13 protein-coding genes are annotated in these 13,122 nt (G+C 64.8%); 7 read left to right on the top strand and 6 right to left on the bottom strand.

Annotated elements, in window-relative coordinates; all coding sequences use genetic code 11:
- Positions 1 to 15 precede the first annotated feature (15 nt).
- Positions 16 to 918, bottom strand: coding sequence for a LysR family transcriptional regulator (locus tag UCMB321_RS11430; RefSeq protein WP_040066789.1), 903 nt, complete (start codon positions 916 to 918; stop codon positions 16 to 18).
- Positions 919 to 1,049: 131 nt separating this feature from the next.
- Here UCMB321_RS11430 and UCMB321_RS11435 point away from each other — a divergent pair, with 131 nt between their 5' ends.
- The 4 genes from UCMB321_RS11435 (at position 1,050) to UCMB321_RS11450 (ending at position 6,080) form a co-directional block, all read left to right on the top strand.
- Positions 1,050 to 2,120, top strand: coding sequence for an AbrB family transcriptional regulator (locus UCMB321_RS11435; protein WP_040066618.1), 1,071 nt, complete (start codon positions 1,050 to 1,052; stop codon positions 2,118 to 2,120).
- 259 nt (positions 2,121 to 2,379) lie between these two features.
- Positions 2,380 to 3,396 carry an iron ABC transporter substrate-binding protein gene (locus UCMB321_RS11440; protein ID WP_040066621.1) on the top strand — a complete coding sequence of 339 codons (1,017 nt, stop codon included), beginning with the start codon at positions 2,380 to 2,382 and terminating at the stop codon, positions 3,394 to 3,396.
- Positions 3,397 to 3,465: 69 nt separating this feature from the next.
- Positions 3,466 to 5,010: an ABC transporter permease gene (locus UCMB321_RS11445; protein WP_425338559.1), complete on the top strand. Its 1,545-nt coding sequence runs from the start codon at positions 3,466 to 3,468 to the stop codon at positions 5,008 to 5,010.
- Positions 5,007 to 6,080, top strand: a complete 1,074-nt coding sequence (locus tag UCMB321_RS11450; RefSeq protein WP_040066623.1) for an ABC transporter ATP-binding protein — start codon at positions 5,007 to 5,009, stop codon at positions 6,078 to 6,080. Before UCMB321_RS11445 ends, UCMB321_RS11450 begins: the two co-directional genes overlap by 4 nt.
- On the opposite strand, the gene UCMB321_RS11455 is transcribed toward UCMB321_RS11450, so the two are convergent.
- On the bottom strand, positions 6,077 to 7,792 hold the full coding sequence (locus UCMB321_RS11455) for a hydrogenase maturation protein (protein ID WP_040066626.1): 1,716 nt from the start codon (positions 7,790 to 7,792) through the stop codon (positions 6,077 to 6,079). The two genes, UCMB321_RS11450 and UCMB321_RS11455, sit on opposite strands and share 4 nt — an antisense overlap.
- A gap of 223 nt (positions 7,793 to 8,015) precedes the next feature.
- On the opposite strand from UCMB321_RS11455, the gene UCMB321_RS11460 reads away from it, so the two are divergent.
- On the top strand, positions 8,016 to 8,210 hold the full coding sequence (locus tag UCMB321_RS11460) for a hypothetical protein (protein ID WP_040066628.1): 195 nt from the start codon (positions 8,016 to 8,018) through the stop codon (positions 8,208 to 8,210).
- Here the strand turns inward: UCMB321_RS11460 and UCMB321_RS11465 are convergent.
- The 3 genes from UCMB321_RS11465 to UCMB321_RS11475 all read right to left on the bottom strand — a co-directional run bounded on the left by UCMB321_RS11465 (position 8,172) and on the right by UCMB321_RS11475 (position 9,876).
- Positions 8,172 to 8,840, bottom strand: a complete 669-nt coding sequence (locus tag UCMB321_RS11465; RefSeq protein ID WP_052451146.1) for an HAD family hydrolase — start codon at positions 8,838 to 8,840, stop codon at positions 8,172 to 8,174. The two genes, UCMB321_RS11460 and UCMB321_RS11465, sit on opposite strands and share 39 nt — an antisense overlap.
- Positions 8,841 to 9,001: 161 nt before the next feature.
- Positions 9,002 to 9,418 (bottom strand): VOC family protein, encoded by a 417-nt coding sequence (locus UCMB321_RS11470; RefSeq protein WP_040066797.1) that lies wholly within the window; start codon positions 9,416 to 9,418, stop codon positions 9,002 to 9,004.
- A 32-nt stretch (positions 9,419 to 9,450) separates the two neighbouring features.
- Positions 9,451 to 9,876: a YciI family protein gene (locus UCMB321_RS11475; RefSeq protein WP_040066631.1), complete on the bottom strand. Its 426-nt coding sequence runs from the start codon at positions 9,874 to 9,876 to the stop codon at positions 9,451 to 9,453.
- 244 nt (positions 9,877 to 10,120) lie between these two features.
- On the opposite strand from UCMB321_RS11475, the gene UCMB321_RS11480 reads away from it, so the two are divergent.
- Both UCMB321_RS11480 and UCMB321_RS11485 read left to right on the top strand, forming a co-directional pair.
- Positions 10,121 to 10,876, top strand: coding sequence for a DUF899 domain-containing protein (locus UCMB321_RS11480; protein WP_040066633.1), 756 nt, complete (start codon positions 10,121 to 10,123; stop codon positions 10,874 to 10,876).
- A 184-nt stretch (positions 10,877 to 11,060) separates the two neighbouring features.
- On the top strand, positions 11,061 to 12,305 hold the full coding sequence (locus UCMB321_RS11485) for a patatin-like phospholipase family protein (protein WP_084614934.1): 1,245 nt from the start codon (positions 11,061 to 11,063) through the stop codon (positions 12,303 to 12,305).
- On the opposite strand, the gene UCMB321_RS11490 is transcribed toward UCMB321_RS11485, so the two are convergent.
- Positions 12,212 to 13,093: an EamA family transporter gene (locus tag UCMB321_RS11490; protein WP_040066638.1), complete on the bottom strand. Its 882-nt coding sequence runs from the start codon at positions 13,091 to 13,093 to the stop codon at positions 12,212 to 12,214. The genes UCMB321_RS11485 and UCMB321_RS11490 overlap by 94 nt on opposite strands.
- Positions 13,094 to 13,122 lie beyond the last annotated feature (29 nt).

Raw genomic sequence — 13,122 nt, forward strand, 5'->3', positions numbered from 1 at the left:
ATCCGCTCGACAGGCTCAGCGCTCGCTGAAAAACGCCCGGCCATCGCGCTTGAGCAGGTCGAGCATGGTCTGCGCCGCCGGGGACAAATAGCCGCCGGCCCGTACGGAAACCACCAGGGTGCGTTTCATGGTGGTTTCCTTGAGCCGCACTTCGCGCAGGTGCGTGGCGCCCTTGATGTCCTCCAGCGTTTCCCTCGCCAGAAAGCTCAGCAAGCGGGTCTGGTCGATCAGGCGCGGCAGCAGGGAAATCGTGTTGGTCTCGATCTGCACCGAGGGCAGCGGCAGCTCATGGGCGAGGAACACGTTGTCGATCCAGCGCCGGGACGACACCCCGGTCGCCGGCAGTACCCAGCGATAGCGCCCCAGTTCGCTCAGGCGAATCGGCGCGTCGAAGATCGGGTGATTGCGGCTGGCAACCACCACCGCCTCGTCATCGAACAAGGGATGGCAGAACAACTGCGGATCATCGTCGAACAGCGGGCAGATCACCATGTCCAGTCGCCCGGAACGCAGGGACTCGCGCAACATGTCGTCCTGGCCGATCGCCAGGTTCAAGGTGATCTCCGGTGCCCGCTCCAGCAAGGCCGCAGTCAACTGCGGCAGCAGATACTCGGCCATGCTCGCCGCACAACCCAGGCGGATATTGCCCAGCACCCCGCTGGCGAAGTCGCGGACTTCACGGTGGGTCTCGGCAATGCTCTGCTGCAACTGCCGACCGCGCTGCTGCAACAACTCGCCGACCGGCGTCAGCTTGATCCGCCGGCCCTCGCGCTCGAACAGCTTGGTCCCGAACGACGCCTCCAGCCGCTGGATGCTCTTGGTCAGTGCCGGCTGGCTGCGATTGAGTTTCTGCGCCGCGCGGCCCAGATGACCGAGCTCGGCGATGGTTTCGAAATAGGTGAGATCCCGCAGGTCCATATTGATCAACCAAAGTTATCGTTTCATCACAATTAGAAACTGGACTTGATCAATTGCGCTATCAATAATTTGCCCATCGCGCCGTTTTCAACGCCCTGCAACAGGCGCGTCCAGCGCTTTGGAGAGTGTCCTTGTCCGCATCATCACGGTTTTCCCTGACCACCTGGCCCCGCCCACTGCAATGGCTGGCCCTGTTGTTGCTGGCCGGCGGCAGCGGGCAGTTGCTCAAGTACGCCGAACTGCCCGCCGGGCAATTCATCGGCCCGATGCTGGTGGCGATCGCCTTCGGGGTCGGCGGCGCCCGTATCCGCCTGCACAAGGAAGCCTTCCGCCTGAGCCAGGGCTGCATCGGCCTGCTGGCCGCGCACTCGATGACCCTGGCGGTGCTGACCTCGATGACCGAGTCCTGGCACCTGATGCTGGTCGCCACTGTACTGACCATCGGCCTCAGTTCCCTGGTGGGCCTGGCGATGGTGCGCTTCGGCGGGCTCCATCCCAGCACTGCGGCCTGGGGCTCGTCGCCGGGCGCGGCGTCGGCCATGGTCTCGATGGCCGACGATTTCGGTGCCGACGCCCGGGTGGTGGCGACCATGCAATATGTACGGGTGGTGTGCGTGGTGGTGATCGGCGCGCTGGTCAGCCATCTGCTCGAAGCCCCGGCCAACGGTGGCGAGTTACATGCCACGGGTGCGACACAGCACGGCCTCAGCCTGCTCAACCTCGGGCTGACCCTGGCCACCGCGGTGCTCGGCGTGGTGCTCGGTGCGCGCATACCGGCGGGCGCCTTGCTGGTGCCGCTGCTGCTCGGCGGCGGCCTGCAACTCGCCGGCGTGCTGCACATCACCCTGCCCGCCTGGCTGCTGGCGATCGCCTATGGCGCCATCGGCTGCTACGTCGGCCTGCGCTTCGACCGCGCGACCGTACTCTACGTCTGGAAACGCCTGCCGACGATGATCCTCGGCGCCGTCAGCCTGATCAGCCTGTGCGCCGCCTCGGCCTGGGTCCTGGCCAAACTGCTCGGCCAGGACTTCCTCTCGGTCTACCTGGCCACCAGCCCCGGCGGACTCGACACCATGGCGATCATCGCAGTCGACACCCACTCCGATGTCGGCCTGGTCCTGGCCATGCAGACCTTGCGGCTGCTGGCGGTGATCTTCACCGGCGCATTCTTCGCCCGCCTGGTGATCCGCTTCGCCCGATAAAACAGGCCCTGCCTCGACAAGCCCCCCCGATGCCCCGACATTCATGGCAGAATCGCCCGCGTCGGCTCTAATCAAAATACGAATGACATACATTAACGATCAATTTCACATTATTTTCACATTTCACCCACTACATTGCCGCCCAGACAAAGCATGCGAATGATTCCTATTGTTTAACTGGACCGGCGGCACTGGCACACAGGCACCGGAAAACACCAGCCAACTCGAATACCAAAAGACCGCAGGAGCTACCCACGCAATGATTTCCCGTCTTCCTTCGTTTCTGAAAACCGCCCTGGTGGCCACCGCCCTGCTGAACGCCGGGCACGCCTACGCCGCCCCGAGCGCCGACGGCATCGTGGTCTACAACGCCCAGCACGAAAGCCTGACCAAGGGCTGGGTCGAAGGCTTCACCAAGGAAACCGGGATCAAGGTCACCCTGCGTAACGGCGACGACACCGAGATGGGCAACCAGATCGTCCAGGAAGGCGACAAGTCTCCAGCGGACGTGTTCCTGACCGAAAACTCCCCGGCCATGGTCCTGGTGGACAATGCCAAGCTGTTCGCCCCGGTGGCACCGACCACCCTGGAACAGGTCGGCGCCGCCTACCGTCCGGCCCATGGCAACTGGGTCGGCATCGCCGCACGCTCCACCGTATTCGTCTACAACAAGAGCAAGCTGACCGAAGCCCAACTGCCCAAGTCCCTGCTCGACCTCGCTTCCCCTGAGTGGAAAGGCCGCTGGGCCGCTTCGCCGGCCGGTGCCGACTTCCAGGCCATCGTCGCTGGCGTACTGGAACTGAAAGGCGAAGCCGCGACCCTGGACTGGCTCAAGGCGATGAAAACCAACGCCACGATCTATCGCGGCAACAGCGCGGTGCTCAAGGCGGTCAATGCCGGTCAAGTCGAAAGCGGCGTGATCTACCACTACTACAGCTTCGGCGACCAGGCCAAGACCGGCGAGAACAGCAAGAACACTTCGCTGCACTACTTCAAGCACCAGGACCCGGGCGCCTTCGTCAGCCTCTCCGGCGGCGGTGTACTGAAGTCCAGCAAACACCAGGAAGAAGCCCAGGCGTTCCTCAAGTGGGTCACCGGCAAAGGCGGCCAGGCGGTCCTCAAGGATGGCAAATCGTTCGAATACGCCGTTGGCGTGGGTGCCGACTCCAACGCGAAACTGGTGCCACTCAAGGATCTCGACGCACCTAAAGTGGATGCCTCGAAACTCGACAGCAAGAAAGCGGTGGAGCTGATGACCCAAGCCGGAATCCTGTAATTGATACCAGAGTCCATTTCTCCTCTGGACCCCGCCGCAGTCGCTCACGCGCCTGCGGCGCTTTCGCGTCTGCGATCCAGAAAAATCTTCGGGCGCCAGGGCAATGCCTGGATCATCGGGCTGTCGCTGCTGGTGTCCCTGCTGGCGCTGCTGCCGATCGCCTTCGTGATCCTTTCCACCTGGCAAACCGGCTGGACCACCCTTGAAGCACTGGTCTGGCGCCCACGGGTGGCGGAGCTGCTGGCCAACACCCTGTTGCTGATGGTCATCACCATTCCCCTGTGCGTGGCGCTGGGACTGGCCCTGGCCTGGCTGACCGAGCGCAGCGACCTGCCCGGCCGGCGCACCTGGTCATTGCTGGCGACCGCGCCCCTGGCCGTGCCGGCGTTCGTCCACAGCTACGCCTGGGTCAGCCTGGTGCCGTCGATCCACGGATTGTCCGCCGGGGTGCTGGTTTCGGTGATCGCCTACTTCCCGTTTCTCTACCTGCCGATTGCCGCGACCCTGCGCCGCCTGGACCCGGCCATCGAGGATGTCGGCGAGTCCCTGGGGCTCAAGCCCTGGGCGGTGTTTTTCCGCATTGTGCTGCCACAACTGCGCCTGGCGATCTGCGGCGGCGCCCTGCTGGTGGGCCTGCACCTGCTGGCCGAATACGGCCTCTACGCGATGATCCGCTTCGACACCTTCACCACCGCGATCTTCGACCAGTTCAAATCCACCTTCAGCGGCCCGGCAGCCCATACCCTGGCCGGGATCCTGGCACTGTGCTGCCTGGCGCTGTTGACCGTCGAGTCGGCCGCCCGCGGCAAGGCCCGCTATGCCCGCGTCGGCTCCGGCAGCGCGCGGCAGCAACGCACGGTCCGCCTCAGCCGCAGCACCACCGTGCTGGCGCTGAGCATTCCGCTCATCAGCAGCGCACTCGCCCTCGGCGTGCCGTTGATCACCCTGGGCAGTTGGCTGATCGCCGGAGGCCGCGAAGTCTGGCCACTGGACGAGTTGCTGCCGGCCCTGGAACAGACGCTGCTGCTGGGAGCCGCCGGCGCCCTGCTGACCACCTGCGCGGCCGTGCCCGTGGCCTGGTTGTCGATCCGCTCGCCCGGGCGCCTGCATCGCCTGCTGGAAAGCTGCAACTACATCACCAGTTCCCTGCCCGGCATCGTCGTCGCCCTGGCCCTGGTCACCGTCACCATCAGCTTCGCCCAACCGATCTACCAGACCTCGATCACCGTCCTGCTGGCTTACCTGCTGATGTTCATGCCCCGCGCCCTGGTCAGCCTGCGCGCCGGTATCGCCCAGGCGCCGGTGGAACTGGAAAACATCGCCCGCAGCCTCGGTCGTTCACCGGGCCGCGCCCTCTGGTCGATCACCCTGCGCCTCGCCGCACCGGGAGCCGCCGCCGGCGCGGCGCTGGTGTTCCTGGCCATTACCAACGAACTGACCGCCACCCTGCTGCTCGCGCCCAACGGCACCCGCACCCTGGCGACCGGCTTCTGGGCGCTGACCAGCGAAATCGACTATGCCGGTGCCGCGCCCTATGCGCTGCTCATGATCCTGCTGTCGCTGCCGCTGACCGGGCTTCTCTATCATCAATCCAAACGCACGGCTGGCCGATGAACGCTCTTGAAATCCATGCGCTGTACAAGTCCTTCGGTTCGCAAGCGGCCCTGGAAAACATCCACCTGTCGATTGCAACCGGCAGCCGCACCGCCATCGTCGGGCCTTCCGGATCGGGCAAGACCACCCTGCTGCGGATGATCGCCGGTTTCGAATTTCCCGATGCCGGCCGTATCACCCTCAACGGCCAGCCACTGGTGGATGCCACGACCCAGGTCCCGGCGCACCAGCGCCTGATCGGCTACGTGCCGCAGGACGGCGCGCTGTTTCCGCATATGACGGTGGCCGATAACATCGCTTTCGGGATCGCCGACAAGGCCACCCGGCAACAACGGGTCGCCGAGTTGATGGACAGCGTTGCCCTGGAGCCGCAGATGGGCAAACGCTGGCCCCATGAGCTGTCCGGTGGCCAGCAGCAGCGGGTGGCGCTGGCCCGCGCCCTGGCGCAACGCCCACGGCTGATGTTGCTGGACGAACCGTTCTCGGCCCTCGACACCGGGCTGCGGGCATCGATGCGCAAGATGGTCGCGCGGTTGCTGTCCGAGGCCGGGGTGACCACCATCCTGGTCACCCATGACCAGGCCGAAGCCCTGTCCTTTGCCGACCAGTTGGCGGTGATGCGCAAGGGCCGGCTGGTCCAGGCCGGACACCCGATGGACCTGTACCTGCGGCCGGATGACGAAGACACCGCGCTGTTCCTCGGCGATGCGGTGATCCTGCCCGCCCAGGTCGAAAACGGCTGGGCGCGCTGCGACCTGGGTCAGTTGGCGGTCAACGACGAGGGCCGCCACGGGCCGGCGCAGATCATGCTGCGCCCCGAGCAGTTGCAAGTGGCGACCCGCGTACCGGGGCAAGCGGACGGCCACGGCAGCCCGGCGGTGGTCACCGAATGCGACTTCGGCGGCAACACCTGCACCCTGACGGTGGAACTCAAGGCCCTGGCCGCCGACGGCCAGAAGCGTTCGTTGCTGGTGCGCAGCTCCGGCATGCAGGCACCGCGGGTCGGCAGCGAGGTCCTGGTCTCGGCCCTCGGCCATGCCCATGTGCTGGGCCGCCAGATCGCCGGCTAGCCGCTGACCACCTCGGCGCTGTTCGCCCAGGGTGCCACCAGTCGCCGAGGTGTCCCGCAGACAGGGTGCTTGAGCACAAAGTGCCGGCACTTTTCAGAAAAGCGGTTGCGGTCCTGGACCATGTCCAGTTGCATCTGGGCCAGTTCTTCGTCGCGGCAGCGCTCCATGTCCGCCACATCCCGGGTGCGTCGGCGCTCACGTATCGCCGCATGCAGCGGGTCGTGGGCCACGCGCTGCGCCTGGGCCATCAACCAGGCGCCAAAGGCCTGCGGGCAACGCGGACCGACATCCTGGACCAACCCCATCTCCCGCGCCTCGACGACGCTGATCGGCAGGCATTCCTCGCTGAGCTGCAGCGCGCGCTCGTAGCCGACCGCACGGGGCAGGCTGTAGGTCCAGTATTCGGAGCCATAGAGGCCCATGCTCTTGTAGTGCGGGTTGAGCACCACCCCGCTGCGGGCGAACACCCCGTCGGCCGCCAACGCCAGCATCACCCCACCGGCACCGGCGCTGCCGGTCAGGCCACTGACCACCAGCTGGCGGGCGGTCAACAGCTCGCGGCAAACGTCGTTGATCGCGCGGATATTGGCCCAGGCCTCAAGCCCGGGCACCTTCGCCGCCTGGATCACGTTGAGGTGCACGCCATTGGAAAAACTGCCACGCCCGCCCCGAAACAACAGCACCTCGGTGTCCTGCGCCTTGGCCCAGCGCAGCGCGCTGACCAGGCGTCGGCATTGCTCGGTGCTCATGGCGCCGTTGTAGAACTCGAACGTCAGCTCGCCCACGCCGCCCAACTCGCGATAACGGATCGGTTGGTAGAGCTCCTTGCAATACGGCTGACTGGCGACGGACCAGTTCAAGGTCGGCACCTTGTCGAGTCGACCGGCCAGCACATGGCGCGCCGGACGCTTGAAGGTCTCCTCCCCCGGCCGGGGTTTGCAACGCAACGAGCCGATCCACAGGCTGCGGTCTCCCGTCGCCACCAGCACCGCATCGTCATGCACCGCCAGCAGTTGGCCCGGCGTTCCACGGCGATTGTCGAGATGGGCGTCATAGAGGTAGTACGGTTCGCCCAGCAGTTCGGCCAGCACACCGGGCTGGCCGTCGGCGGCGTCGATACGTCGCTGGATCAGCTCGGCGTCGTCCTCCCAGCTGAAGCTGCGGTCACTCTGTTTCATGTTCGGTTGCAGGCGGCCCCGGACCTGCGGCAACGAGTAATCCAGGGGCTGGGGCACAAAGTCGCTGCCGAACCGGGCGACCACTTCGTGGATACAGGCCATGGCCGCATCGGCCACCGGACCGTTGTAGAGCTCGGACTTGCGAATGCTCGTCGGCATCTCGAATTCGTGGCTGGCCCAGATCGCCCCGCTGTCCATTTCCTCGGCGGCCTGCAAGGCGGTCACGCCCCAGACCGGCACCTGCCGGGTGATCGCCCAGTCCAGCGCACTGGCCCCGCGATCTCCGACAATCCCCGGATGAATGATCACCACCGGACGCCGGGTGTCCTGCCACAACCGGGCCGGCACGCGGTCCTTGAGGAACGGGCAGATCACCAGGGCCGCCGGGCTGTCCTCGATCTGCTGGCAGACCGCCTCGGCATCGCTGAACAGCACCACGCTCGGCACGTGCCCCGCTTCGCGCAGCTCCAACCAGGCGCGCTGGGTCAAGCCGTTGAACGCCGATGCCAGCAGAATGATTTTCAATGACCGCATGACTGAACTCCTCCTTGAGCAATGCGCCGGGCCCCTGCTGCAATGAGCAATCCATGGCCCGACCGGAAGGCGTACAATAGAGTGCCGTGACATCGATACCTTGATCGAAGTCAACGGACAACCGCACGGCAGGAGCATTAGCGGCCCGCCCGTTTCTCGACTAGGATTCCTTGCTTATGGAATTACCCGTGTGTTCAGCGGGCCCTTCGACAAGGAGAGAGAAATGACCCCAGTTCGTATTGCCGAGCGTACCTATCGCAGTTGGTCCAGCCCCATCCTGCTGGAACTCAAGGAACGGGAACATCAGTTGGACCCGTCCTCCCGCATGGCACTGAGCAATGTGCTGCAAGAACGCCAACTGCTCGACAGCGGCAGACCCTCAGCCCTGATGCAAGCGCTCAGGCCAGGCGTCGAGTGAAGGCAAGGCGCCCAGTCCGCGCAGCCAGCCGTGCTCGGCAAATGCCAGCATCTCCTGGTCGCCGCGACTGTCGCCATAGGCAAAGCGCACACGCCCACCCGCATCGCCCAGCCATTGCTGCAACTGCCGGACCTTTTCCGGCCCCCAGCAGTTGGGCGAAGCCAGGCGCCCGGAAAAACGCCCGTCGCGAAACTCCAGTTGCGTGGCCAGTACCGCCTCGAAACCGGCGGCCCGGGCCCAGTGCCCGAGGTAGAGCGTGGGTGAGGCACTGACCAGCACCAGGCGGTGCCCCCGGCGCTTGTGCTCCTCGATGCGCTCGATCATTTCCGGACGGACCAGCATCGGCAGCCGTTCGTTGGCGTAGCGCGCCGCCGCCTCTTCAAGCTCGACCTGGGTCCTGCCGCGCAGGGTGATCGCCAGGAAGCGCGCCTTGGCCTCGGCCCGACTGCACAGGCCGGTGAACATGCCGACCAGCCATGGCAAGACCAGCAGGGTTGCGATCAGGAAGCATCGGTTGCCGACCTGGTAGCGCACGAAATCCCGCAGGCTGTCGGTGGTGGTGATGGTCCCGTCGAAGTCGAAAGCCACGCAGGTTTCATCCTCCCGCGCGGCACTGTTTGAAATCGTCATCGCTGTTTCACGCCCATGAACCGAATGGGCCTAGTGTCTCACTCCTTCGAGACAATTGCCTGAACGGCCGGTGTCGCGCGTGCCCTCTGATCGCGAGCAAGCTCGCTCCTACACCTTTCTCTAGGAGCGAGCCTGCTCGCGATCGATATCAGGCCGGGCGCTTACCTCTTGGCCTCGCAATTGACCATCCAGCCCACGCCAAAACGGTCTTCAAACATTCCAAAACTCTCTGCCCAGAACGTCTTGGCCAGTGGCATATGGACATTACCGCCGGCGCTCAAGCCCTTGAACAGGCGCTCGGCCTCGGCGACGCTGTCGACATTGAGCGATATCGAAACGCCCTGGATCTTGCTGAACGGCTGGTGGGGCGGACAATCGGACGCCATCACGCTGAAGTCGCCCACCGTCAGGCAGGTGTGCAGGATCTTGTCCTTGTACGTTGCATCCTTGGGCACACAGGCCTCCTCCGGCGCATCGGCAAACGTCAGGGAAAACAGCTCGCCACCGAGGACCTGTTTATACAGGGCAAAGGCTTCCCTGCAGTTACCGTTGAAGGTCAGGTAAGGAATGATTTTCATGCTCATGATAAAACTCCTGTTCTGTCGGGGTTTCAGGATTGACCGGACATCTGCGCGCGCAGGCGTTCTTCCTGCTCTTGCAACTCGGGGGTAAAACACTCGCCGAAGTCCTCGGGCTCGAAGACCTGGCGGATTTCGATTTCGGAGTCACTGACCATCGGGTTCGGGCACCGCTTGACCCAATCGATGGCCTCTTGCAGTGATTGCACCTTGAAGATCCAGAAACCGGCGATCAGTTCCTTGGTCTCCATGAACGGCCCGTCGACCACGGTCCGCTGCTTGCCGCTGAACTGCACGCGAGCGCCTTTGACACTGGGGTGCAGTCCCTCCCCGGCAAGGATCACACCGGCCTTGGCCAGTTCTTCATTGTAGGCGCCCATGGCGGCCAGCAATTCCTGGCTGGGCATTTGGCCGGCTTCCGATTCCGGGGTGGCTTTGACGATCACCATGAATCGCATAGTCGTATCTCCTGATGGTAGGGGGGTAGACAAGCCAATTGGCGGCTCTGTCGACTAATCGAATGAGCGACCGCGAAATCGACAATCCACGCAATCTTTTTTTCCTCAGCGCCGTTGATCCGTTTCCGGACGCCGGGGAGATCGACGGTCGATATCGCCGTTGCTCATTCGACTAAGCATAGAAGTATACCTTTCGCGCCCCGGCAAACCCGCCCGGCGGCCCCCGACCCGAGGAGTCATCGACATGAACGCACACAATGTTGAACAGCATCCCGTGGTATCGCGCGAGCAGTGGCTGGCCGCGCGCCGGCAACACCTGATCCACGAAAAGGCCTTCACCCGTCAACGCGACCAGCTCAGCGCCGAGCGGCGCGCCCTGCCCTGGGTCAAGATCGACAAGGACTACCGCTTCGAAGGGCCTCACGGGCACAAGCACCTGGCCGACCTGTTCGGTCACAACAGCCAGCTGATCGTCTATCACTTCATGTTCGGCGACGGCTGGAAGGAAGGCTGCCACGGCTGCTCCTTCCTCGCCGACCACTTCGACGGCGCGAACCTGCACCTGGCGCACCACGATGTGTCGTTCGTCGCGATCTCCCACGCGCCCTGGCCGCAGTTCCAGGCGTTCAAGCAGCGCATGGGCTGGCATTTCCCCTGGTTGTCGTCGGCCGGCAGCGACTTCAACGAGGACTTCCATGTCAGCGCTTCGCCCGAGGAGCGGGCGGCGGGCAAGGCCGAGTACAACTACCAGCTCCTCGATCACGCCGAAGACGAGCTGCCGGGGCTCAGCGTGTTCTATCGCGACCCCGAGGGCACCCTCTTCCACACGTACTCCACCTATGCCCGGGGCCTGGACATGCTGGTGGGCACCTATAACTTCCTCGACCTGATGCCCAAGGGCCGTAACGAAAGCGGGACCATGGATTGGGTCAAACACCATGATCGTTATGAAGCGGTACCCGCCGACAGCTGCTGCGGATCCCACTCCGACAAGGCCTAGATCCCCCCTCCGCTGTAGGAGCGAGCTTGCTCGCGATGGACGTCAACGCTAACGTGTGAAACCTGATGCCACACCCTCGCGAACAAGCGCTCCTGCAAAGGAGCGCGCGAGGCTATGCCGCGCCTGCGCAAAGCACTAACATCGAAATGCCATCACTTATCACCCCGCCCACCAGAGAGGAAACATGGAGTCTCCTGCTGTCCCGCTCAGCCAACGTTCAGACTATGCCCTCGCCCTTTCCGGCGGCGGCGTCCGAGCCATGGTGTTTCACCTCGGCGTGCTCAAATACCTCGCCGAACAACAGGCCCTGGAACGGGTCGCGCAAATTTCCACGGTGTCCGGCGGCAGCCTGCTGGTGGGCCTGATGCTGCACGAGAACCACGGGCAATGGCCCGACTCCGCCACCTTCCTGCAAGGTGTCTACCCCGCCCTGCGGGACAAGCTGTGCTCACGCAGCCTGCTCTGGAGTGCCTTGCGCCAGTTGCGCAACCCGCTGAATTTCCGCTTCCTGCTGTCCCGGGCCAACCTGCTGGCCCTGGCGCTGCAAAACGAATGGGGCGTGACCGCCCTGCTGCCGCAGCTCCCTGCCAGACCCGACTGGTCGATCAACGGCACCACGGCGGAAAACGGCAAGCGCTTTCGCTTCAAGCGCAACAACATGGGCGACTACTCCATCGGTTACGCCGCCACCAGCGGTTTCCCCCTGGCCCAGGCCCTGGCGGTTTCGGCGGCGTTCCCCGGCGGCATCGGCCCGCTGTCGCTCAAGACCCGCCGGTTCAAGTGGCTGCAACGCCAGTGGGAGGCGCCGCTGAACAGCGCCGTCGAGGTGCGCCTGCCCTTCAGCAAGCTGCGGCTCTACGACGGTGGCGTCTACGACAACCTCGGCCTGGAGCCCTTGTTCGACGCGGCGACGGGACAGACCAAGCGCTACGACTACCCGATCATCGTCTCGGATGCCGGCGCGCCCCTGAAACCGGGGTTCGACGCTGGGGTGCTGAGCCCCTGGCGCCTCAAGCGCCTGGCCGACATCATGTCCGACCAGACCCGGGCGCTGCGCGGCCGGACCTTTGTCGAATACCTGAAGAAAGCGCCGGGGCGTGGCGCTTACCTGGGCATCGCCAGTTCCCTGATCGAACCGCTCGAAGGCAGCGACGCCGCCTTTGCCGCGGGTTTCCCCACGACCCTGAATCGCCTGAAGCCCGAGGTGTTCGACCGGATCGCCCGGCACGGTCATGCGGTGGCACAAGCGACCGACCGGCAATATCCACTGCTGCCCGTTGCGCGAAAATCCCCGAGCCCCTCGCGACGACGTGAACCCGCGACAGCCCACGACAGTCAGGGCAGCACCAGCACGCCCAAGCTGGCACTGACCACCAGGGCGGTGCCGGCAAACTGCATCGGGATCATCGGCTGGGACAGCACCAGATAGCCGGCCAGGGCGCCCACCGCCGGTTCGGCGCTCATCAGGATGCCGAACGAAGCGGCCGGCATCCGCCGCAGGGCCACCATCTCCAGGCCATAGGGCAGCAGCGGCACGAACAGCGCCAACCCCGCGCAACTGGCGACCTGCAACAACGGCAGGTGGCCGCCGCTCTGCCAAAGCCCCAGGGGCGTGACAATCAGGGCCGCAGCCAACAACGATACCGACAGCCCTTCAAAGCCCTGGAACAGCCGACCGACCTTTTTCATCAGCAGGATGTAAGCCGCCCACCCCGCCGCCGCACCGAACGCCAGCAGCACACCCAGCGGCTCGCCGATCCAGCCGCCCTCACCGCGGGCCAACAACAGCACCCCGGTCACGGCCAGCAGTGGCCAGATCAACGCCCGCCATTGGCGTACGCCAAGGCTGGCCACCAGCAACGGTCCGAGAAACTCGATGGCGATCACCAATCCCAGGGGAAGACGCTGGATCGCCGCGAAGAAACAGGTGGTCATCAGCGCCATCGCCAGGCCGAGACTGGCGGCGGCCAGCCAGCGCGACAGCGAATACCGGTGCAGGCGCGGCCGCACCAGCAGCGCGAGAATCGCCGCCGCCCAGCACAAACGCAGCCAGGTGGTGCTGAACGTGCCGTAGGTGTCCATGGTCGGCGTCGACAACGCCGCGCCGAACTGGACAAAGACCATGGACAGCACGCAGAGCAGCGCCGCCCACCATAGCGTGCTGCGCTGTGTCCCGCGGGTGACAGGCTGCGGTAGGACGGTGGCGTTTTCCTGCATGGCGAAGTCTCCTGTGAATGTCGGGCCAT

This window comes from Pseudomonas batumici (assembly GCF_000820515.1).
Classification (GTDB): domain Bacteria; phylum Pseudomonadota; class Gammaproteobacteria; order Pseudomonadales; family Pseudomonadaceae; genus Aquipseudomonas; species Aquipseudomonas batumici.

Excerpts from the sequence above, each read along its gene's own strand:
- UCMB321_RS11430 (WP_040066789.1), bottom strand. The coding sequence starts at position 918 with ATGGACCTGCGGGATCTCACCTATTTCGAAACCATCGCCGAGCTCGGT.
- UCMB321_RS11440 (WP_040066621.1), top strand. The coding sequence starts at position 2,380 with ATGATTTCCCGTCTTCCTTCGTTTCTGAAAACCGCCCTGGTGGCCACC.
- UCMB321_RS11450 (WP_040066623.1), top strand. The coding sequence starts at position 5,007 with ATGAACGCTCTTGAAATCCATGCGCTGTACAAGTCCTTCGGTTCGCAA.
- UCMB321_RS11455 (WP_040066626.1), bottom strand. The coding sequence starts at position 7,792 with ATGCGGTCATTGAAAATCATTCTGCTGGCATCGGCGTTCAACGGCTTG.
- UCMB321_RS11460 (WP_040066628.1), top strand. The coding sequence starts at position 8,016 with ATGACCCCAGTTCGTATTGCCGAGCGTACCTATCGCAGTTGGTCCAGC.
- UCMB321_RS11465 (WP_052451146.1), bottom strand. The coding sequence starts at position 8,840 with ATGACGATTTCAAACAGTGCCGCGCGGGAGGATGAAACCTGCGTGGCT.
- UCMB321_RS11470 (WP_040066797.1), bottom strand. The coding sequence starts at position 9,418 with ATGAAAATCATTCCTTACCTGACCTTCAACGGTAACTGCAGGGAAGCC.
- UCMB321_RS11475 (WP_040066631.1), bottom strand. The coding sequence starts at position 9,876 with ATGCGATTCATGGTGATCGTCAAAGCCACCCCGGAATCGGAAGCCGGC.
- UCMB321_RS11480 (WP_040066633.1), top strand. The coding sequence starts at position 10,121 with ATGAACGCACACAATGTTGAACAGCATCCCGTGGTATCGCGCGAGCAG.
- UCMB321_RS11485 (WP_084614934.1), top strand. The coding sequence starts at position 11,061 with ATGGAGTCTCCTGCTGTCCCGCTCAGCCAACGTTCAGACTATGCCCTC.
- UCMB321_RS11490 (WP_040066638.1), bottom strand. The coding sequence starts at position 13,093 with ATGCAGGAAAACGCCACCGTCCTACCGCAGCCTGTCACCCGCGGGACA.